16 protein-coding genes are annotated in these 18,625 nt (G+C 69.8%); 5 read left to right on the forward strand and 11 right to left on the reverse strand.

Going from position 1 to position 18,625, the window contains the following annotated elements:
- Positions 1-70: 70 nt before the first annotated feature.
- The 4 genes from tsaE to NF556_RS17475 are packed head-to-tail and all read right to left on the reverse strand — an operon-like array spanning position 71 to position 4,188.
- Positions 71-601, reverse strand: coding sequence for a tRNA (adenosine(37)-N6)-threonylcarbamoyltransferase complex ATPase subunit type 1 TsaE (gene tsaE, locus NF556_RS17460; protein ID WP_252592397.1), 531 nt, complete (start codon positions 599-601; stop codon positions 71-73).
- Positions 598-1,761, reverse strand: coding sequence for an alpha/beta fold hydrolase (locus tag NF556_RS17465; RefSeq protein WP_252592399.1), 1,164 nt, complete (start codon positions 1,759-1,761; stop codon positions 598-600). Before NF556_RS17465 ends, tsaE begins: the two co-directional genes overlap by 4 nt.
- Entirely contained in the window at positions 1,762-2,991 is a 1,230-nt protein-coding gene (gene alr, locus NF556_RS17470; RefSeq protein ID WP_252592401.1) for an alanine racemase, read from the reverse strand.
- Between the two features lie 30 nt (positions 2,992-3,021).
- Positions 3,022-4,188, reverse strand: coding sequence for a 3-isopropylmalate dehydrogenase (locus NF556_RS17475; RefSeq protein WP_252592402.1), 1,167 nt, complete (start codon positions 4,186-4,188; stop codon positions 3,022-3,024).
- Positions 4,189-4,380: 192 nt separating this feature from the next.
- On the opposite strand from NF556_RS17475, the gene leuC reads away from it, so the two are divergent.
- Entirely contained in the window at positions 4,381-5,844 is a 1,464-nt protein-coding gene (leuC, locus tag NF556_RS17480; protein ID WP_252592404.1) for a 3-isopropylmalate dehydratase large subunit, read from the forward strand.
- Positions 5,844-6,443, forward strand: coding sequence for a 3-isopropylmalate dehydratase small subunit (leuD, locus tag NF556_RS17485; RefSeq protein ID WP_252592406.1), 600 nt, complete (start codon positions 5,844-5,846; stop codon positions 6,441-6,443). The genes leuC and leuD overlap by 1 nt, the downstream gene beginning before the upstream one ends.
- Before the next feature lie 290 nt (positions 6,444-6,733).
- Here leuD and NF556_RS17490 read toward each other — a convergent pair whose 3' ends face one another.
- Positions 6,734-7,693, reverse strand: a complete 960-nt coding sequence (locus NF556_RS17490) for a hypothetical protein (RefSeq protein ID WP_252592407.1) — start codon at positions 7,691-7,693, stop codon at positions 6,734-6,736.
- Between the two features lie 409 nt (positions 7,694-8,102).
- Here NF556_RS17490 and leuA point away from each other — a divergent pair, with 409 nt between their 5' ends.
- A complete protein-coding gene (gene leuA, locus NF556_RS17495; protein WP_425606994.1) occupies positions 8,103-9,881 on the forward strand; it encodes a 2-isopropylmalate synthase in 1,779 nt (592 codons plus the stop codon).
- 18 nt (positions 9,882-9,899) lie between these two features.
- Here the strand turns inward: leuA and NF556_RS17500 are convergent, their stop codons facing one another.
- Positions 9,900-10,685 (reverse strand): GAP family protein, encoded by a 786-nt coding sequence (locus NF556_RS17500; protein ID WP_252592408.1) that lies wholly within the window; start codon positions 10,683-10,685, stop codon positions 9,900-9,902.
- A 10-nt stretch (positions 10,686-10,695) separates the two neighbouring features.
- Entirely contained in the window at positions 10,696-11,823 is a 1,128-nt protein-coding gene (locus NF556_RS17505; RefSeq protein WP_252592410.1) for a GlxA family transcriptional regulator, read from the reverse strand.
- A gap of 71 nt (positions 11,824-11,894) precedes the next feature.
- On the opposite strand from NF556_RS17505, the gene NF556_RS17510 reads away from it, so the two are divergent.
- Positions 11,895-13,214 (forward strand): MFS transporter, encoded by a 1,320-nt coding sequence (locus NF556_RS17510; RefSeq protein WP_252592411.1) that lies wholly within the window; start codon positions 11,895-11,897, stop codon positions 13,212-13,214.
- 6 nt (positions 13,215-13,220) lie between these two features.
- Here NF556_RS17510 and NF556_RS17515 read toward each other — a convergent pair whose 3' ends face one another.
- The 4 genes from NF556_RS17515 to glmS all read right to left on the reverse strand — a co-directional run bounded on the left by NF556_RS17515 (position 13,221) and on the right by glmS (position 17,512).
- Positions 13,221-13,649: a VOC family protein gene (locus NF556_RS17515; protein WP_252592413.1), complete on the reverse strand. Its 429-nt coding sequence runs from the start codon at positions 13,647-13,649 to the stop codon at positions 13,221-13,223.
- A gap of 159 nt (positions 13,650-13,808) precedes the next feature.
- Positions 13,809-15,293 (reverse strand): NAD(P)H-hydrate epimerase, encoded by a 1,485-nt coding sequence (locus NF556_RS17520; protein ID WP_252592414.1) that lies wholly within the window; start codon positions 15,291-15,293, stop codon positions 13,809-13,811.
- Between the two features lies 1 nt (position 15,294).
- Positions 15,295-15,645, reverse strand: coding sequence for a holo-ACP synthase (locus NF556_RS17525; protein WP_252592416.1), 351 nt, complete (start codon positions 15,643-15,645; stop codon positions 15,295-15,297).
- 10 nt (positions 15,646-15,655) lie between these two features.
- The gene (gene glmS / locus NF556_RS17530) at positions 15,656-17,512 is read right to left on the reverse strand and encodes a glutamine--fructose-6-phosphate transaminase (isomerizing) (protein WP_252592418.1); all 1,857 of its coding nucleotides are present in this window, start codon (positions 17,510-17,512) and stop codon (positions 15,656-15,658) included.
- Positions 17,513-17,587: 75 nt separating this feature from the next.
- Here glmS and coaA point away from each other — a divergent pair, with 75 nt between their 5' ends.
- Entirely contained in the window at positions 17,588-18,541 is a 954-nt protein-coding gene (gene coaA / locus NF556_RS17535; RefSeq protein ID WP_252592419.1) for a type I pantothenate kinase, read from the forward strand.
- Positions 18,542-18,625 lie beyond the last annotated feature (84 nt).

Raw genomic sequence — 18,625 nt, forward strand, 5'->3', positions numbered from 1 at the left:
CCATCGGTCGATCGAGGTGGCTGACCTCTCAACTCACCCCACGGCTCCCCTGCGACGAGCGCCAGCTCCCCTACTCCGCCGGCGAGCGCGCGCCGACGCTCCCGCCCCAACGGTCCCCGTGGGCGATCGCGCGCACGACGCGCCCCTGGTCACCCCCCAGCAGATCCTCACCCTGCTCGGGTGCGCGCGACAGCACGAGCTCGAGCCGGTCCTCGGCGAGCCCCTCGGCCAGGCCGTGCCCCCACTCGACCACCGTGACGACCGCCTCGAGGTCGGCATCCAGGTCGAGGTCGTCCAGCTCCTCGAGACCGCCGAGGCGGTAGGCGTCGACGTGCACCAGGTCTGGCCCGCCGCCGAGGTTGGGGTGGGTGCGAGCGATCACGAAGGTCGGTGACGTGATGGGCCCACGCACCCCGAGCCCCTCCCCGATCCCCTGGGTCAGCGTCGTCTTGCCGGCGGCGAGGTCACCGGTCAGCAGGACCAGGTCACCGGCGCGCAGCACGCGCCCGAGGGCCACCCCGAGCTCCTGGGTCGCCGCAGCCGTCGGCAGCGTGCGGGTGGCACCGGCCAGCAGGTCAGCAAGGACGTCCTGCTGGCTCATGCCCGCTGCCGGGACCGGACCCGCGACGGTCGGGTCGCGGCGTCCCGTCGCCGCTTGCTGAGGTTGGTGACCGTATGCCGTGCGCCCGGCCGGTGCGCCCGTCCCCGGCCGCGCTCGGCGCGGGTGATCAGGGCCAACAACTCCTGGGTGAGCAGCTCGGGGTGCTCGAGCATGATGATGTGGCCGGCATCCTTGACGAAGACGTGCTCGGCGCCGGGGATGGCCTCGACGATCTCGGCACTGTGCACCGCCGAGGTGAGCGCGTCCTTGTCACCGTTGAAGACGAGCACCTCCTGGTCGACCATGTGCGTCAGGGCCTCCCGCTTGTCGTGGTCCTCCAGCGTGTGGCTGTAGGCCGACATCACCGACAGGGGGGTGCCAAAGATCATGTCCGCCGTGAGGCGCACCACCGACAGCGGGACGGGTGAGCCGAAGGACCCACGCGCCACGAAGAACTCCTGCAGCTCACGACCGCCGCGCAGCGCCGAGTCCACAAAGTCCTGGTGCGGTGAGAGCTCCTGGAGGACCTTGGGCCCGAAGCGGGTGACGGCACCGCCCAACAGGGACCCCAACCCCCACGTGATCCGGTGCAGGCCACCAGCACTGGTGCTGATCAGGGCCACTCCGAGCACGCGCTCGCGGAACAGACCGGGGTCGGCCTCGGCGAGCGCCATCACGGTCATGCCGCCCATCGAGTGACCGACCAGCACGAGGTCACCGGCGGGCGCCGCGTCGGCGATCACGTGCTCGAGGTCGACACCGAGCTGCTCGATCGCATAGGACTCCGTGGCGCCCTCACCAGAGCTGCCGTGCCCGCGCAGGTCCCAGGTCACCACGCGATAGCCCGCCTCGATGAGCGCCTGTCGCTGATAGAACCAGCACCGCAGGTCGAGCGTGAACCCGTGACAGAGGATGACCGTGGTGCCGCGCTCGTCCCAGCCCTCGGGTTGATCGATCTCGACGTGCAGCGGCACGCCGTCATCGGCCACCACGACGCGGGTCTCGGTCGGGACGATCGTGAAGTCCTCGTCGGCTCCCAGGGCGATCGCGTGGCGCCGGTCGCGCCAGAGGCGGTCGACGGCCACGGCCCCCACCGCGGCCAGGCCGGCGGCGGCAACACCGGCCCCCACACCGATCAGGGTGTTCTTGGCCTGGCTCACTCAGGTCTCCTGTCCGTTGGCCCCGGATGCTGGGTGTTCGGGCTGGGCTCCGACATATTCGCGCGGGACCCGTGGACCGAACCTGGTGACGATCTCATAGTTGATGGTGCCGATCGCCTGCGCCCAGTCCTGCGCGGTGGGCTCGCCTCGCGTGCCCGGGCCGAACAGCACGATGTCATCCCCGGCGCTCACCGGCAGGTCCCCGACATCGACGACGAACTGGTCCATGCAGACCCGTCCGGCGATCCGCCGGCGCTCACCGGCCACCAGCACCTCGGCCACACCGGAGGCATGGCGCGGCACACCGTCGGCATAGCCGAGCGGGACATCGACCAGGGTCGTGGGTGAGGTGGTCGTGTAGGTGTGGCCGTAGGACACGCCCTGGCCGGCCGGCACGCGCTTGACGACAGACGCCGAGGCGATCGCGGTCATCGCCGGGACCAGCCCGAAGTCTGCCGAGCTCCCCACCTCGGGGGCAGGCGTCAGTCCGTAGACGGCCAGGCCTGGTCGCACCAGGTCCCAGGCCGCAGCCGGGGTGGTGAGGGTGGCGGCCGAGTTGGACATGTGCCGCACGTCGGGCCGCAGACCGGCCCGCTCGGCGAGGGCGACGGCGTCGGCAAAGGCCTCCTGCTGCGCGAGCACCGTGGGGTGCTGTGGTGCATCGGCATAGGCGAAGTGGGTGAACAGACCGGTGACCCGCACCGCCTCCTCGGCCTCGAGCGCCCGCGCGCGATCCACCAGGAGCGACCAGTCACTGCGCGTCACACCGTCGGGTGAGAACTGATAGGCGCCGTTGCGGCCCAGGCCGGTGTCGACCTTGAGCTGGACCCGCGCGGTCTGCCCGACCTCACGGGCTGCTGCCGCCACCTCCTCCAGCATCCACACGGCGGACACGCCGACGTCGATCTGCGCGCGCACTGCCGCGGCGAACCCGGCTCCGGGTGCGTGCAGCCAGGAGAGCACCGGGGCGGTGACCCCGGCGGCCCGCAGCGCCAACCCCTCCGTGAGCTGGGCGACACCCAGCCAGCTTGCTCCCCCGGCCAGGGCCGCCTGTGCTGCCGGGACGAGCCCGTGGCCGTAGGCATCGGCCTTGACCACGGCCATCACACCGGCGGAGCCGGCGTGCTCACGCAGGACGCCCACGTTGGCCGCGATCGCGCCGCAGTCCACGACGACGCGGGCGGGGAAGGGCACGGGTGTCGTGGCGGTGCTCTGGGTGGCTGCGATCATGATCGCTCTAGTGTGCCAGCGCTGAGGCGCTCAGCTCGCCAGGCCAGCCTGCACCGCCGCGAGCTGAGTCATCAGGCTGCTCTGGACGCCGCCATGACCGTCCGTGACCGCACTCGCGATGCGCTCGCCCAGCTCTGCGGTGGAGGCACCCATGGTGGCGCCGGAGAGCTCGGGCAGGTCGGCGAGCACCTCCGCCGTGGCCGACTCGACCGCAGCCGCGGCCTCGCCCTCCCCCAGGCTGGCCAGGCACAACGCGAGCGAGAGCCCCGCTCCGGCCGGGTTGGCCCAGCCCTTGCCCGCGATGTCGGGGGCCGAGCCGTGGACCGGCTCGAACATGCTCGGCGCCGAGCCGTCGATGTTGAGGTTGCCGCTGGCCGCGACGCCGAGGCCACCCTGCAGGACGGCGCCGAGGTCGGTGATGATGTCGCCGAACAGGTTGTCGGTGACCACGACGTCAAAGCGCTCCGGGGAGACGGGCAGGTGCATGCACATCGCGTCCACGTGCACATAGTCGTGCTCGACGTCCGGGAAGCGCGCCGCGACCTCCTCGACGACGTCGAGCCAGAGCGCGCCCGCCTCAACCAGGACGTTGGTCTTGTGGCAGAGGGTCACTTTGCCCCGCCGTTGCTCCGCGAGACGGAACGCAAAATCGACAGCCCGGTGCACGGCATACCAGGTGTTGGTCGAGCCCTGGGTGGCGACGGCGCCGGGGGTGCCGCGGTGCACCGTGCTGCCGCCACCGACATAGGAACCCTCGGAGTTCTCGCGCACGACCACCAGGTCACAACGCTCCGGCGTCAGGCCGGCGATGGGGGTGGGCACCCCCGGATAGAGCCGGACGGGGCGCAGGTTGATGGCCTGACGCAACTCGGCCCGCAGGGCCAGGATGATGCCGCGCTCGAGGATGCCGGGGGTCACCCGCGGGCTGCCGATCGCACCGAACAGGATCGTGTCGTTGGAGCGCAGCACCTCGATCGCCTCGGGGGTGAGCAGGTCACCGGTCTCGAGATAGGCGTCGGCGCCCAGCGGCACCTCGGTGCGCTCGGTGGTGAAGCCGAAGCGGTCCTGGGCAGCATCCAGGATGGTCAGCGCCGCGTCGGTCACCTCGGGGCCGATGCCGTCGCCGCCGATGACCGCGAGTTTGTGGGACCGACCGGTGCCCTCTGTGGTGGGGCTGTCCAGACCTGACTGCAACACGGGTGTCCTCCTTGGCTCGCACGACTCGTGCCGGTCAGTCTGCCCGATGCGACCGATCCGTCGCGCACGCCCCCGCAGGTCACGCCGCCCCCACCGCTTTCCGCCGCGTCAATCGGCGCGGATAGAGTGGCCAGCAACCTGGACCGCCGCCACACCGGGCGCTGGTCGTGATGAGTCTGTGAAGGAGGAGCAATGGGACACACGCTGGCTGAAAAAGTCTGGCGCTCGCACGTGGTGCGACAGGCGGAGGGTGAACCAGACCTTCTTTACATCGATCTGCACCTGGTGCACGAGGTGACCAGCCCACAGGCCTTCGAGGGGTTGCGCAACGCAGGGCGGGGGGTGCGCCGCCCCGATCTGACGGTGGCGACCGAGGACCACAACGTGCCCACGACGCCGGGCCCGGTGCTGGACCTGATCTCCAAGACGCAGTTGGAGGCGCTGACGGCCAACTGCGCGGAGTTCGGGATCGTGCACCACAAGCGCGGCCGGTTGGGCCAGGGCATCGTGCACGTGATCGGCCCGGAGCTGGGCCTGACCCAGCCGGGCATGACGATCGTGTGCGGTGACAGTCACACCTCGACGCACGGCGCGTTCGGCGCGTTGGCGTTTGGCATCGGCACCTCCGAGGTGGAGCACGTGCTGGCGACCCAGACGCTGCCGCTCAAGCCGTTCAAGACGATGGCGATCAACGTCACCGGCGAGCTGGCTCCCGGTGCGAGTGCCAAGGACATCATCCTGGCGGTGATCAACAGGATCGGCACCGGCGGTGGGCAGGGTTATGTGCTCGAGTATCGCGGTGAGGCGATCGAGGCCCTGTCGATGGAGGGCCGGATGACGGTCTGCAACATGTCGATTGAGGCCGGCGCCCGCGCGGGCATGATCGCCCCGGACGAGACGACCTTTGCCTATGTCCAGGGCCGCCCACACGCCCCGACCGGCGCCGACTGGGACGCCGCGGTCGAGGCCTGGCGCGAGCTGCGCACCGACGACGATGCGGTCTTCGATGAGGAGATCACCATCGACGCGGCGACGTTGACGCCCTATGTCACCTGGGGCACCAACCCCGGCCAGTCGGTGACCCTCGACGACGTCGTGCCGGACCCGGCCGACGCCGGTGATGACGATGCCCGCGGCAACGCCGAGCGGGCCCTGGAATACATGGACCTGACAGCTGGCACGCCGATGCGCGACATCGCGGTCGACGCGGTCTTCCTCGGGTCGTGCACCAATGGCCGGATCGAGGACCTGCGCCTGGCCGCGGGCATCCTGCAGGGCCGGCACGTCTCCGCTGACGTGCGGATGATGGTCGTGCCCGGCTCACACTCCGTGAAGCTGCAGGCCGAGGCGGAGGGCCTGGACCAGATCTTCCTCGATGCTGGGGCCGAGTGGCGCCTGGCCGGGTGCTCGATGTGTCTGGGCATGAACCCCGACCAGCTCGCCCCGCAGGAGCGGTGCGCGTCGACGTCCAACCGCAACTTCGAGGGTCGGCAGGGGGCGCGCGGTCGCACGCACCTGGTCAGCCCTGCTGTCGCTGCGGCCACCGCCGTCACCGGCCGTCTGGCCGCCCCCACCGACCTGCCCCCCGCCGACCCGAGCGGCTCCGCCGGGCCGGGCACACGGCATACGTCCACCACGAGCGAGGGGGTGGCCTGATGGAGAGGTTCACGACCCACACCGGCATCGGTGTCCCGCTGCGCCGCAGCAACATTGACACCGACCAGATCATCCCGGCCAACTGGCTCAAGCGGGTCTCGCGCACCGGGTTCGAGGACGGCCTGTTCTCGCGGTGGCGCGAGGACCCCTCCTTCATCCTGAACAACGAGGCGTATGCCGCGGGGTCGGTCCTGGTGACCGGGCCCGACTTCGGCACGGGGTCCAGTCGCGAGCACGCGGTCTGGGCGCTGCAGCAGTATGGCTTCCGCGTGGTCATCGCCTCGCGCTTCGGCGACATCTTCCGCGGGAACAGCGGCAAGGGCGGCCTGCTCACCGCGCAGGTCGGTCAGTCCGACGTCGAACTCATCCTCAAGCACCTCGAGAACAACCCCGGCGCCACCGTCACGGTCGATCTGCAGGCCCGCACCGTCACCGCCGGCGACATCGTGGCCCCGTTCCAGGTCGACGACTATGTCGCCTGGCGCCTCCTCAACGGCCTCGACGACATCTCCCTCACCCTCCAGCACGAGGACGACATCACCGCCTACGAGGCCGACCGCCCGGCCTACAAGCCCGTCGTCACCGACGCCTCCAGCTGAGGCGACCGGCTCCCGCACCACCCGCCCGCACCACCCACCACCCGACTAGCCACGCCCGCACCACCCGCACCACCCGCCGCCCGCGGGTGCAACTGCATGGATCCTTCACGGCCCGATCGGCGTGTCGCGCGAAGGATGCGTGCACGTGCACAGTGCTGGCGTGCGGCGGCGGAGCGGGGGCCGGATCGAGGCGGCCCGAGGGTGCAACTGCATGGATCCTTCACGGCCCGTTCCGCGTGTCGCGCGAAGGATGCGTGCACCTGCACAGTGCGGCGCTGGCGGGAGGGCGATCACGCAGACTTTGCCTCAGCTGCCGTTGGTCGCCCGGGGAAGTGACGCTGCCACTCATCGCGCAACGGACCGACGTGTATGCCCCGTTGGCGGAAGATGTGAGCGAGGCGCTCGACCGTGAGACCGGGCGTGACATAGATGTCCTTGCTGACCAGGGTGACGATGCGCCACTTTTCGTTCTCGAAGGTCTCGCGACGCCCTATGTCGGCCTCCCACTGGTCCTTGCGCTCAATGTGCTGGCGGCCGTCATATTCCACGGCAGTCCTAGTGGGCCGATCCCCTGCGTCCAGTCGCTTGAGCAACTCGTCCCTGTCGCCATAGAACCGGACGTCTGTCTCCAACTCAGGCAGTCCACTCAGAACCCGGAGCAGTCGACAACGGGTCTCCATCGGTGAGTCAACACCAGTGCGGACCAGAGCCGCAGCGCGTCGAGCCGGATGGATCCCATGACCGGTCGCCTGCTGCATCTCGGTGACCAGGCGCTCAGGTGTGGTCCGTTCCCGCTTCACAAGCGAGTCGCCGAGAACCACGAGATCGACGAGCGACAAGTGCGTTGCAAGGTCCAGGAACACCTCCTCGGGCGTGGTGATGCGCAGGCCGCGAAATGTGGCCGGGCTGCGCCGTGACTGGTGAACCACGACTTCGCGATGCCGCGATCGCCGGCGACCCGGTGCCACGCTGGCGTGCAACACCGGAACGTCCGGAACGATGGCGCCGTACAACCGTGCCGCGGTGTGGTGCGAGAGGAAGGCGTGCGGCCCGGCGACAAGGAGGGCCGCGCGCGCTTCGATGTAGGCGATCGCGGATCTCGACCTGGCGCCGTCCTTGCCTGGTGGAGCGGCAGCGACGTAGATGCCGGAGACCAACCGGCGATACTGCGTGCCTTCGAGTGCCCGCTGGGGTATGCCCTCATCACGCGCCTGACGCCAGGTGAACGGGAGCTGTGGATCGAAGGGCATGGACCGCAGGATGCCGCACACACCCGCCGTGCCGCCGATCTTGTCCACAACCTCTGGCGGACTTGACCCGGCCAGGGATCAACTGCACGCATCCTTCACGCGACACGCCGACCCGACTGTGAAGGATCCATGCACTTGGCAACAGGGGAGGCGGGGCGGGTGGCGAGGGCGGGCACTTGGCAACAGGGGAGGCGGGGCGGGTGGCGAGGGCGGGCACTTGGCAACCGGGGAGGCGGGGCGGGTGGCGAGGACGGGCACTTGACGTTGCGGCAGGCGGATCGGCTAGAGTCATCCCCAATGGCACGCATGCTCCTCCTCAGTCGCCGCAGCGAGACCTTCTAGGTCCGGCCCTCGCTGCGGAGTCTCTGCTGTCCCGGACACCCCGACAGCCCCCAGCGAGGAAGCCCGCATGACCGCCACCCAGACCACGCCCGTCACCACCACTGCCGTCACCCCTGCGGTTGCCGCAGAACGCAACCCTCAGCAGCCGAGCGGGATGCCGTTCAGCCGCTACTCGGCATACCCCGCAGTTGACCTGCCCGACCGCACCTGGCCGACCAAGACCATCACCACGGCCCCGCGCTGGTGCGCAGTCGACCTGCGCGACGGCAACCAGGCCCTGATCGACCCGATGACCCCGGACCGCAAGAAGCGCATGTTCGAGCTGCTGGTCTCCATGGGCTACAAGGAGATCGAGGTCGGGTTCCCGGCCGCGAGCCAGACCGACTTCGACTTCGTGCGGATGCTCATCGAGGAGGACCTGATCCCCGATGACGTCGTCATCCAGGTGCTGACCCAGGCCCGCGAGCACCTGATCGAGCGCACCTACGAGTCGATCGCTGGGGCCAAGCAGGCCATCGTGCACCTCTACAACTCGACCTCGACGCTGCAGCGCCGCGTGGTCTTCCGTGCCAACGAGGACGAGATCGTCGACATCGCGGTGCAGGGCGCCCGCATCTGCAAGAAGTATGAGGAGCAGTTGCCCGGGGACACCGAGATCTTCTACGAGTACTCCCCCGAGTCCTACACCGGCACCGAGCTGGAGTTTGCCGCGCGGATCTGCAACGCGGTGATGGACGTCTTTGTCCCGACGCCGGACAAGCCGGTCATCATCAACCTGCCGGCGACCGTCGAGATGGCCACCCCGAATGTGTATGCCGACTCGATCGAGTGGATGGGCCGCAACCTCAACCACCGCGAGAACGTCATCCTGAGCCTGCACCCACACAACGACCGGGGCACCGGCGTGGCCGCGGCCGAGCTGGGCTATCTGGCTGGCGCGGACCGCATCGAGGGCTGCCTGTTCGGCAACGGCGAGCGCACCGGCAACGTCTGCCTGGTGACGCTGGGCATGAACCTGTTCACCCAGGGCATCGACCCGCAGATCGACTTCTCGAGCATCGATGAGGTCCGCCGCACCGTCGAGCACTGCAACCAGCTGCCGGTGCCGGAGCGACACCCGTGGGGCGGCGACCTGGTCTTCACCGCGTTCTCCGGCTCGCACCAGGACGCCATCAAGAAGGGCTTCGAGGCTCTGGAGGTCGACGCCGCGGAGGCAGGTGTCCCCGTGGACGAGTTCCGCTGGGAGGTGCCGTATCTGCCGGTCGACCCCAAGGACGTGGGCCGCACCTATGAGGCCGTGATCCGGGTGAACAGCCAGTCAGGCAAGGGTGGCGTCGCGTATGTGATGAAGACCGAGCGCAAGCTGGACCTGCCGCGGCGGATGCAGATCGAGTTCAGCCAGGTCGTGCAGCGGCGCACCGACACCGAGGGCGGTGAGATGTCCCCGTCCGCGATCTGGAGCGAGTTCCAGGAGGAATATCTGGAGCAGACCGGCCCGGTCGTGATCAAGGACTTCTCGATCACCCACGAGTCCGGTGAGACCGAGCAGGATGTGCTGACCGCGACCATCTCGGTGGACGGGGTCGAGCACGAGGTCGAGGGGCACGGGAACGGCCCGGTCTCGGCGTTCGTGCACGCCCTCGAGGGCGTGGGTGTCGACGTGCGGGTGCTCGACTACTCCGAGCACGCGATGTCAGCCGGCGACGACGCTAACGCCGCAGCCTATGTCGAGTGCGCCGTCAACGGCCAGGTGCGCTGGGGCGTCGGGATCCACCCGAGCATCGTCACGGCCTCGCTGAATGCCGTCTGCAGCGCGCTGAACCGCCCCACAGTCACCGAGGGGTGAGCAGGACCGCCGCCCGGTTCAGCCAAGGAACTGGGCGGCGGCCGCTCCGGCAGTTGCAATCGCAGCGCCTCCGGCGGCGGCTGCGTCGTCGCCGAACAGCCGGCTCGCGGCATCGGCCGCCAGCAGGAAGCCGACGATGCCGAGCACCCAGCCGAGCATCTCGTCCTTGTTGCGCTGCATCCAGCCGTTGAGCTTGGCCAACACCGGCTCTGCCTGCCGTGCCGCGACCAGCCGCAGACCGAGCAGGAACAGGGCGGGGAGGGTCATCACGACGACATAGCCCACGAGGACGCCTGCCCCAGTAGCCACGCCCCAGCCCGATGCCGTGAGCAGGCCGATGGCGGCGAGATAGGGCAGCATCGACGCTGCCTCGACCAGCCCGGCCGCGAGCGCCACCCCGGTCACCGTGCCGAGCGTGGCATCCGGGCCCACAGCCCGCGCGGTCCAGCGCTGCATCCGGGTCTGGCGGTCACCACGGCGTGCGCGGCGGGCCTCGCCGCGCTTCTTGGTGAACAAGAAGCTGAGCGCAAACAGGGCGACACCCACCGCGAGCTGGGCCCACAGGACCGGCCCGGAGTCGATCACATCACCCAGCCAGTCGGAGCCGACCAGGGCGCCGGCTCCGGCCAGGAGTGCGACGCCGAGCAGCCAATAGAACAGGGCGATCACGCCGAGATAAGTCAGCACGGCGCTGACCCTCAGCCGTGGCTGGACCAGCATCCAGACGGGCACACCGAGGGTCCCGAAACTCGTGCTGTCCACGAGGGCGAGGCCGACCAGCGCCCCGATTGTTGCGATCTCCATCAAGGCCAGCCTAGGTGCCGGGCTGCACCGCTGCCGCTTCTTTTCGGGACCCTGCCGTGGCTCCTGCTCGCGGCCCGGCCACTGCTCCTTCTCGCCGCCCCGTCACGGCCGCTGCTCGCGGCCCGGCCACTGGCCCTTTTCGCGGCCCCGCCGCCGGGCCGGCAAAGGTCAGCCGATAAGCCTGGGGCGTGGTCGCCAGTCCCTGCCGCATCCGGTGCCGCAGCGCAGCAGCCGTGCCAAAGCCGGCCTCCTCAGCCACCCGATCCACCGGCAGATCCGTGCGCTCGAGCAGCTCCAGCGCACGCTGCAACCGCGCCTGCAGCAGCCACTGCTGGGGCGACAGCCCGGTCTCGGCGCGGAACCGGCGGCTCAGGGTGCGCTCACTCATGCGCGCGTGGGTGACCAGGTCCTCCACCCGGGTCACGGTGCGCAGGTTGGCACTCGCCCAGGCCCGGGTGGCAGCCGTCGACTGCTCGGGGCGGGGTGGCACGGGGTGCTCGATGAACTGCGCCTGGCCACCCTCGCGCCAGGGCGGGACGACGCACCCCCGGGCCGCATTGTTGGCCGCCTCGACCCCGAAGTCCGCCCGGATCAGGTGCAGGCACAGGTCGATGCCCGCCCCCAGCCCCGCCGAGGTCAGCACGTCACCCTCGTCCACGAAGAGCACGTCGGGGTCGAGGTCAACCTGCGGGAACAGAGCGCGGAACTCCTCGGCGTGCTCCCAGTGCGTGGTGGCGCGGAGCCCGTCGAGCACCCCGAGGGCGCCCAGGGCGAAGGCTCCGGTGCAGACGGACACCTTCCGCGTGCCGGGTGCGAGCAGTGCCCATGCCGCCTCGAGTTCCGGCGTCGTGCGGCCCTCACCGCGGATCACCGGGTGCTTCATCCCCGGGATCACCACCGTCTGGGCCCAAGGAAGAGTCTCTGGGCCGTGGTCCGGCACCACGGCATACCCCTTGTGGGTGCGCACTGGGCCGCCATCGAGCGAGGCGACGCGCACCTCGTAGTAACGCTCGCCCTGCGGGTCCCGGGCGGCCTCCAGCACCTGCGGGACCAACGTCATGTCGAAGCCGACCAGCGGCTCGATGCAGAGCACCACGACACGGTGCGGGACACGGTGCGGACGGCGATGACCACTCATGGCCGAAAGTTTACACATATCGTCCAATTCGCCACTCGTGCGCGGCCGCTCACCACTGCAGACTTCCTTGTATGCCGTCCTCTCCCCTCCTGCGCGCGCCTCACCCGAGTCCGGCGCGCCCCCGGCCACGCATCCACCGAGCGTGGTGGGTCGCCCTGGCTGGCTTCATCGCCATGGTCGGAGCAGCCGGGTTCCGTTCGGTGCCGGGCGTGCTGATCGGCCCACTGCACGATGAGTTCGGGTGGTCGCACGGCACGATCGGTGTGGCTGTCTCGATCAACCTGGTCCTGTATGGCCTGTTCTCACCCTTCGCGGCGGCCCTGATGGATCGCTTCGGGATCAGGCCGGTCCTCACGGTGGCCCTCCTCCTGCTAGCAACCGGCGGAGGGCTCACGGTCTTCATGACCGAGGTCTGGCACCTGTGGCTCCTGTGGGGCCTGCTGGTCGGGGTCGGTGCTGGCTCGATCTCCATGGCCTTCATCGCGACCCTGGTCAACCGCTGGTTCGTCGCGCGCAGAGGTCTGGTCAGCGGCGTGCTCACCGCGGCCGGCGCCGCCGGTCAACTCATCTTCCTGCCAGCCGTCGCCTGGCTGGCCACGAACTATGGCTGGCGCCTGCCGGCGCTGTTCGTGGCCGGCACGGCACTGTTGGTCCTGCCGCTGGTGATCTATGCGGTGCGGGACCACCCGCACGAGATCGGGCTTGAGGCGTTCGGCGCCACTGAGGACGAGCCCACCCAGGCCCGCGCGCCTCGCACCGGAAACGCCGCCACGATGGCCCTGTCGAGCCTGTTCGAGGCGGCGCGCACGCGCACCTTCTGGCTGCTGGCTGGAGGCTTTGCCGTGTGCGGCGCGTCGACCAATGGCCTGGTGGGGACCCACTTTGTCCCGGCCGCCCACGACCACGGCATGCCGTTGACCGCTGCGGCGAGCCTCCTCGCGATCGTCGGCGTCGTCGACATCATCGGCACGATCGGCAGCGGGTTCCTCACCGACCGGATTGACCCGCGGATCCTGCTGGCGGTCTACTACACCCTGCGCGGCCTCTCCCTGATGGCGCTGCCCGCGCTGTTCGGCCCGGACGTGCAGCCCAGCATGTGGGCGTTCATCATCTTCTACGGTCTGGACTGGGTCGCGACCGTCCCCCCGACGGTGGCCCTGTGCCAGCATCACTTCGGCGAGAAGGCACCGATGGTCTTCGGCTGGGTCTTCGCCTCGCACCAGATCGGGGCCGCTGTCGCAGCAACGGGCGCGGGGCTGATCCGTGACATCCACGGGTCCTATGACTTCGCCTGGTTGGGGGCTGGTGCCCTGTGTCTGGTTGCCACCGCGTTCTCGCTGCTGATCCCGCGGGCGAGGCAGCTCACCCCACAGGCTGTGGCTGCTGGCTGATCGCGGTCAGCCCCGACCGTCGCCCAGGATCGTCTGGCCGTCCTCGGTCACGCTCCAGAAGGGGTTGTGGGCAACCTCCCACGGATGCCCCTCCGGGTCGATGAAGACGCCGGAATAGCCACCCCAGAAGGTGCCGCCGCCCGACCGCCCGATGGTCGCACCGGCAGCCTGCGCCTCCTCGATCACCTCGTCGACCTCCTCGCGGCTGTTCACGTTGTAGGCGAGTGTGACCCCGCCCCACCCTCCGGAGTCCTCGGTGCACGAGTCGACCTCGAGGGCAGCGCGGTCCCACAGCGCGACGACGATGCCCCCGGTCTGGAAGAACACCACGCCCTCGGGTGAGGCCGCAGGCTCCCAGCCCAGTGCGGCATAGAAGGCGGTCGCCCGGTCCAGGTCACGCACGCCCAGGGTCACCAGGCTCAGTCTCTGATCCATGGTCGTCACTCTGCCAGACGGCTATGGCTCGCACCACGCGCTCGGTCGGCCTCTGCGACACCACACCACGCGCTCGGTCGGCCTCTGCGACACCACACCACGCGCTCGGTCGGCCTCTACGACACCACACCACGCGCTCGGTCGCAGAGGGTCAGCGGCTCAGGTGGCGGAGGCACCGAGCAGGTCGGCCACGGTCCACGGGATCGCCCGGGCCACGCCCAGCGCGCGCACCGGACCGCCGGGGTTAGCGTGGTGCGCGGCCAGGCCGTGCACCAGGGCGGCGAGCGAGCCGGCGTCGAGCAGGTCGAGACCGGCGGCCACGAGGGTGCCGACCAGCCCCGCGAGCACGTCGCCCGCGCCGGCGGTGGCCAACCAGGCCGGAGCGTCCGACTGGACGCGGACCGGACGGTCGGCGTCTGGGGACACCACGAGGGTGGTGGCGCCCTTGAGCAGGACGGTGGCACCGGTCAGCTCGACGAGACGGCGCGCGTGCAGCAGCGGCGCAGCGCTGATCTGGTTGCGGTGGAAGACACGCCCCACCTCCATCCGACTGAGCATCCGGGCGAGCTCTCCGGCGTGAGGGGTCAACAGCGTCGGCGCCTCGCGCGGTCCCTCAATCAGGTCGAGAGCTCCGGCGTCAACCACAACCGGCAGGTCGGAGGCCAAAGCATTGCGGCAGGCCTCCACCTGACGTCGCACGTCTGAGGTGCCCTCGTCGGTGGGGATGCCGGGTCCGATCACCCAGGCCTGCACCTGCCCGTGACCGGGGACCGCCTCGGGCACGGCATTGAGCACCTGCTGTGACGCGGCATCGGGGCCGACATAGCGGACCATGCCGACCCCGGCCTCGGCTGCCGCGCTCACGGCGAGAACCGCGGCTCCGGGATAGCGCGCGCCCCCAGCGATCACGCCAAGGACCCCGCGGGAGTATTTGTCGTCGGTGGCGCCCGGCACCGGCCAGAGGGCGGGCACGTCTGCGCCGGTGAGCTGCTCGACCGCAGCGGCCGCTGGCTCCTCCACCCCGATGTCGACCACCGTCAACCGGCCGACGGCCGGACGCGTGGCGGGCAGCACGTGGACCGGCTTGGCCAGGCCGAAGGTCACGGTCTCATCCGCGTGCACGGCGACGTCGAGTGGTGCCACCCCCTCGGGGTCGGCGCCACTGGGCAGGTCCACAGCGATCACGAGGGCAGACTCGGGGATGGCCTCAGCCAGGCCGGCCATCGCGCCGGTCAGTCCCGGACGTCCCCCGATGCCGAGCAGGCCGTCCACGACGACATCGGCCTCGTCCAGGGCCTGCCGCACCGGCTGGGTCAGCGCCTTGCGGGTGCGGGCCACCCGCAGCCGCGGCACGCCAGCGCTGGTCGCGGCGGCCAGGCCCTCCTGGTGCACCTGGTCTCCCACCTGCACCACGACCACGGGGAGGTGCTCGGACAGGTGCGCTGCGGCATACAGGGCATCTGCGCCGTTGTCCCCCGGGCCGACCAGGACCACGACCGAGGTGGCCTGCCGTTCCCTCGCCCGGGCGAGGACCACGACGGCGAGGGCGTTCGCGGCCCGCTGCATCAGATCGCCAGACGTCAGAGCCTCACCGGTGGCGGCCTCAGCGGCACGGACTGCAGGGATGTCGAAGGCGCGGATCACGTCAGCCCTCGGCGATGACGACCGCGGAGGCGACTCCCGCGTCGTGGGACAGCGAGACGTGGAAGGAGGTGACGCCCAACTCCTGGGCGCGTGCCTGCACCGTGCCGATGACGACCAGCTCCGGGCGACCCCAGTCCGCGCGGCGGACCGTGGCGTCGGTCCAACTCAGCCCGACGGGCGCCCCGAGGGACTTGGCCAGGGCCTCCTTGGCGGCGAACCGGGCTGCGAGAGAGGGCAGCCGCAGCGACTTCTCCTCGTCGGTGAACAACCGGTCGAGCAGCCGCGGGGTGCGCTCCAGGGAGTCACCGAAGCGGGCGATGTCGACCACGTCGATGCCCACCCCGATGATCATCTGAGCCAGCTCACTCGACGGTGACCGACTTGGCCAGGTTGCGGGGCTGGTCGACGTCCAGGCCCTTGGCCGTGGACAGCTCGAGGGCGAAGACCTGCAGCGGCACGACGGTCAGCAACGGCGCCAGCAGGGCCTGGGTGCGCGGGACGCGGATGACCTCGTCGGCGAACGGCACCACGTCCTCGTCGCCCTCCTCGGCGATGACCAGGGTGCGGGCGCCACGGGCGCGGATCTCCTGGATGTTGGAGACCACCTTGCCGTGCAGACCGTGCTCGGAGTCCGGCGACGGGACCACCACAAAGACCGGCTGGCCCGGCTCGATCAGCGCGATCGGGCCGTGCTTGAGCTCGCCGGCGGCGAAGCCCTCGGCGTGGATATAGGCCAACTCCTTGAGCTTGAGGGCACCCTCCATCGCGACAGGGAAACCGACGTGACGGCCCAGGAAGAGCACCGCGCGGGTGTCAGCCATGAAGCGGGCGATCTCCTTGACCCGGTCCATGCCCTCGAGCAGGGACTCGATCTTCGCCGGGATCGCCTGCAACTCGGCCATCACCTCGGCGACGCCCTCCCGCTTGTCGCGGCGCACCTGCACGAGATAGAGGCCGAGGATGTAGCTCGCGGTGATCTGGGCCAGGAAGGCCTTGGTCGAGGCGACCGCGATCTCCGGGCCGGCGTGGGTGTAGAGCACGCCGTCAGACTCGCGCGGGATCGTGGAGCCGTGCGTGTTGCAGATGGAGATGGTGCGGGCGCCGAGCTCCTTGGCGTGCCGGACGGCCATCAGGGTGTCCATCGTCTCGCCCGACTGGCTGATCGAGACCACCAGGGTCTTCTCGTCGATGACGGGGTCGCGATACCTGAACTCATGGGCGAGTTCCACTTCCACCGGGATCCGCGCCCACCGCTCGATCGCATACTTGGCGACCATGCCGGCATACGCCGCGGTGCCGCAGGCAACGATGACCATCTTGTCGATGGCGCGCAGGTCCTCCTCGGACATGCCCATCTCGTCCAGGACCAGGCTGCCGGTCTCGTCGGTGCGCCCCAGGAGGGTGTCGGCGACGGCGTGCGGCTGGTCGTGGATCTCCTTCTCCATGAAGGTGTCGAAGCCACCCTTCTCGGCAGCGGCGGCGTCCCAGGTCACCTCATAGGCCTTGCCGTCGCTGGGGGTGCCGTCGAAGTTGATGACGGTGTAGCTGTCGGGGGTGATCGTGACGATCTGGTCCTGCCCGAGCTCGAGAGCGTGGCGGGTGTAGCCGATGAAGGCCGCGACGTCGGAGCCGAGGAAGTTCTCGCCCTCGCCCAGCCCGACCACCAGCGGGGAGTTGCGCCGCGCGCCGACGACCCGGTCCGGCTGGTCCGCGTGCACGGCCAGCAGGGTGAAGGCGCCGTGCAGGGTGTTGACGACCTCGCGCATGGCGTCGGTCAGGTCCCCGGCCTGGTCGTAGGCGCGGGAGACCAGGTGCGCGACGACCTCCGTGTCGGTCTCGGAGGAGAACTCGACACCCTCGGCGAGGAGCTGCTTGCGCAGGCTGTGGAAGTTCTCGATGATGCCGTTGTGGACCAGGGCCAGCTTGCGGTCCGTGCCACCGCGGTGCGGGTGGGCGTTCTCGTTGGTCGGCCCGCCGTGGGTCGCCCACCGGGTGTGCCCGATCGCGGTCGTGGTGTTCGGCAGCGGCTGCTCCGCCAGAGCGCTGGTCAGGTTGGTCAGCTTGCCGGCGCGTTTGGCCCCCACAATCTCACCGTCACCCACCAGCGCGACCCCAGCGGAGTCATAGCCGCGATACTCCAGACGGGTCAGTCCGTCCATGACGACCTCGAGGGCCTTGCCACTGCTGTCCGGGCCGACATAGCCCACGATTCCACACATGGGGAGCAGCCTAATCTGTGCGGGCCGGGTGAACCGCATGAACGGGCGGTGACGGCGCCGTGCAGAATGTCACGCATGGCTTCCAACGGCGCCGCCTTGCACTCCCCCTACGTCGAGCTCGACCGGGCGGGATGGGCGGCGCTGCGTGATCAACACCCGATGCTGCTGTCCCACGAGGACATCACCCGGTTGCGCGGTCTCGGCGAGCGCCTCGACATGGAGGAGATCGAGCAGGTCTATCTGCCGCTGTCCCGGTTGCTGTCCTTTTATGAGCGTGAGACCGAGCAGTTGCACCAGGTCACCAGCGACTTCCTCGGCGAGCGTCGCGAGCGCACACCGTTCGTGATCGGGGTCGCCGGGTCGGTCGCGGTCGGCAAGTCGACGACGGCCCGCATCCTGCAGGCCCTGATCCAGCGCTGGGAGTCCGAGCCGACCGTCGAGCTGGTCACCACCGACGGCTTCCTCTATCCCAACAAGGTGCTCAACGAGCGCAACCTGATGGCCCGCAAGGGTTATCCGGAGAGCTATGACCGCCGAGCCCTGCTCCGGTTCGTCATGGAGGTCAAGTCCGGCAAGCCGGAGGTGCGGGCGCCGGTCTACTCCCACCTGACCTATGACATCGTCCCCGGCCAGGAGGTGGTGGTGCGCCGCCCCGACGTGCTCATCGTCGAGGGGCTCAACGTGCTGCAGCCGCCCCGCCAGCACAGTGACGGCCGCACGGGGCTGTCGGTGTCGGACTTCTTCGACTTCTCCGTCTATGTCGACGCCAAGCAGGACCTGATCAAGAAGTGGTATGTCGATCGCTTCCAGGAGCTGCGGCACACCGCCTTCAGCCAGCCCGAGTCCTTCTTCCGCCGCTATGCCAGCCTCGATGACGACGCGGCAGAGGACATGGCAGAGAGCATCTGGGACGCCATCAACGCGCCAAACCTCGTCGAGAACATCCTGCCGACCCGCGGCCGCGCCACCCTCGTGCTGAGCAAGGGCGAGGACCACGCGGTCAACCGGGTGCGGCTGCGCCGCCTCTGACCCCATCTCGTATGCCGTGGCGCCCGACGGCGCGCCCGGTCACCTCTGAGAGTCGCCGGCCACGCGCCCGGTCACCTCTGAGAG

It is taken from the genome of Ornithinimicrobium faecis, from assembly GCF_023923225.1.
Taxonomy (GTDB): domain Bacteria; phylum Actinomycetota; class Actinomycetes; order Actinomycetales; family Dermatophilaceae; genus Ornithinicoccus; species Ornithinicoccus faecis.

What these genes read in the sequence shown, in the direction of transcription:
- NF556_RS17500 (WP_252592408.1), bottom strand. Translation starts at nt 10,685, where the DNA reads ATGGAGATCGCAACAATCGGGGCGCTGGTCGGCCTCGCCCTCGTGGAC.
- coaA (WP_252592419.1), top strand. Translation starts at nt 17,588, where the DNA reads ATGGCTTCCAACGGCGCCGCCTTGCACTCCCCCTACGTCGAGCTCGAC.
- leuC (WP_252592404.1), top strand. Translation starts at nt 4,381, where the DNA reads ATGGGACACACGCTGGCTGAAAAAGTCTGGCGCTCGCACGTGGTGCGA.
- NF556_RS17515 (WP_252592413.1), bottom strand. Translation starts at nt 13,649, where the DNA reads ATGGATCAGAGACTGAGCCTGGTGACCCTGGGCGTGCGTGACCTGGAC.
- tsaE (WP_252592397.1), bottom strand. Translation starts at nt 601, where the DNA reads ATGAGCCAGCAGGACGTCCTTGCTGACCTGCTGGCCGGTGCCACCCGC.
- NF556_RS17510 (WP_252592411.1), top strand. Translation starts at nt 11,895, where the DNA reads ATGCCGTCCTCTCCCCTCCTGCGCGCGCCTCACCCGAGTCCGGCGCGC.
- NF556_RS17490 (WP_252592407.1), bottom strand. Translation starts at nt 7,693, where the DNA reads ATGCCCTTCGATCCACAGCTCCCGTTCACCTGGCGTCAGGCGCGTGAT.
- NF556_RS17525 (WP_252592416.1), bottom strand. Translation starts at nt 15,645, where the DNA reads ATGATCATCGGGGTGGGCATCGACGTGGTCGACATCGCCCGCTTCGGT.
- glmS (WP_252592418.1), bottom strand. Translation starts at nt 17,512, where the DNA reads ATGTGTGGAATCGTGGGCTATGTCGGCCCGGACAGCAGTGGCAAGGCC.
- leuA (WP_425606994.1), top strand. Translation starts at nt 8,103, where the DNA reads ATGACCGCCACCCAGACCACGCCCGTCACCACCACTGCCGTCACCCCT.
- leuD (WP_252592406.1), top strand. Translation starts at nt 5,844, where the DNA reads ATGGAGAGGTTCACGACCCACACCGGCATCGGTGTCCCGCTGCGCCGC.
- alr (WP_252592401.1), bottom strand. Translation starts at nt 2,991, where the DNA reads ATGATCGCAGCCACCCAGAGCACCGCCACGACACCCGTGCCCTTCCCC.
- NF556_RS17505 (WP_252592410.1), bottom strand. Translation starts at nt 11,823, where the DNA reads ATGAGTGGTCATCGCCGTCCGCACCGTGTCCCGCACCGTGTCGTGGTG.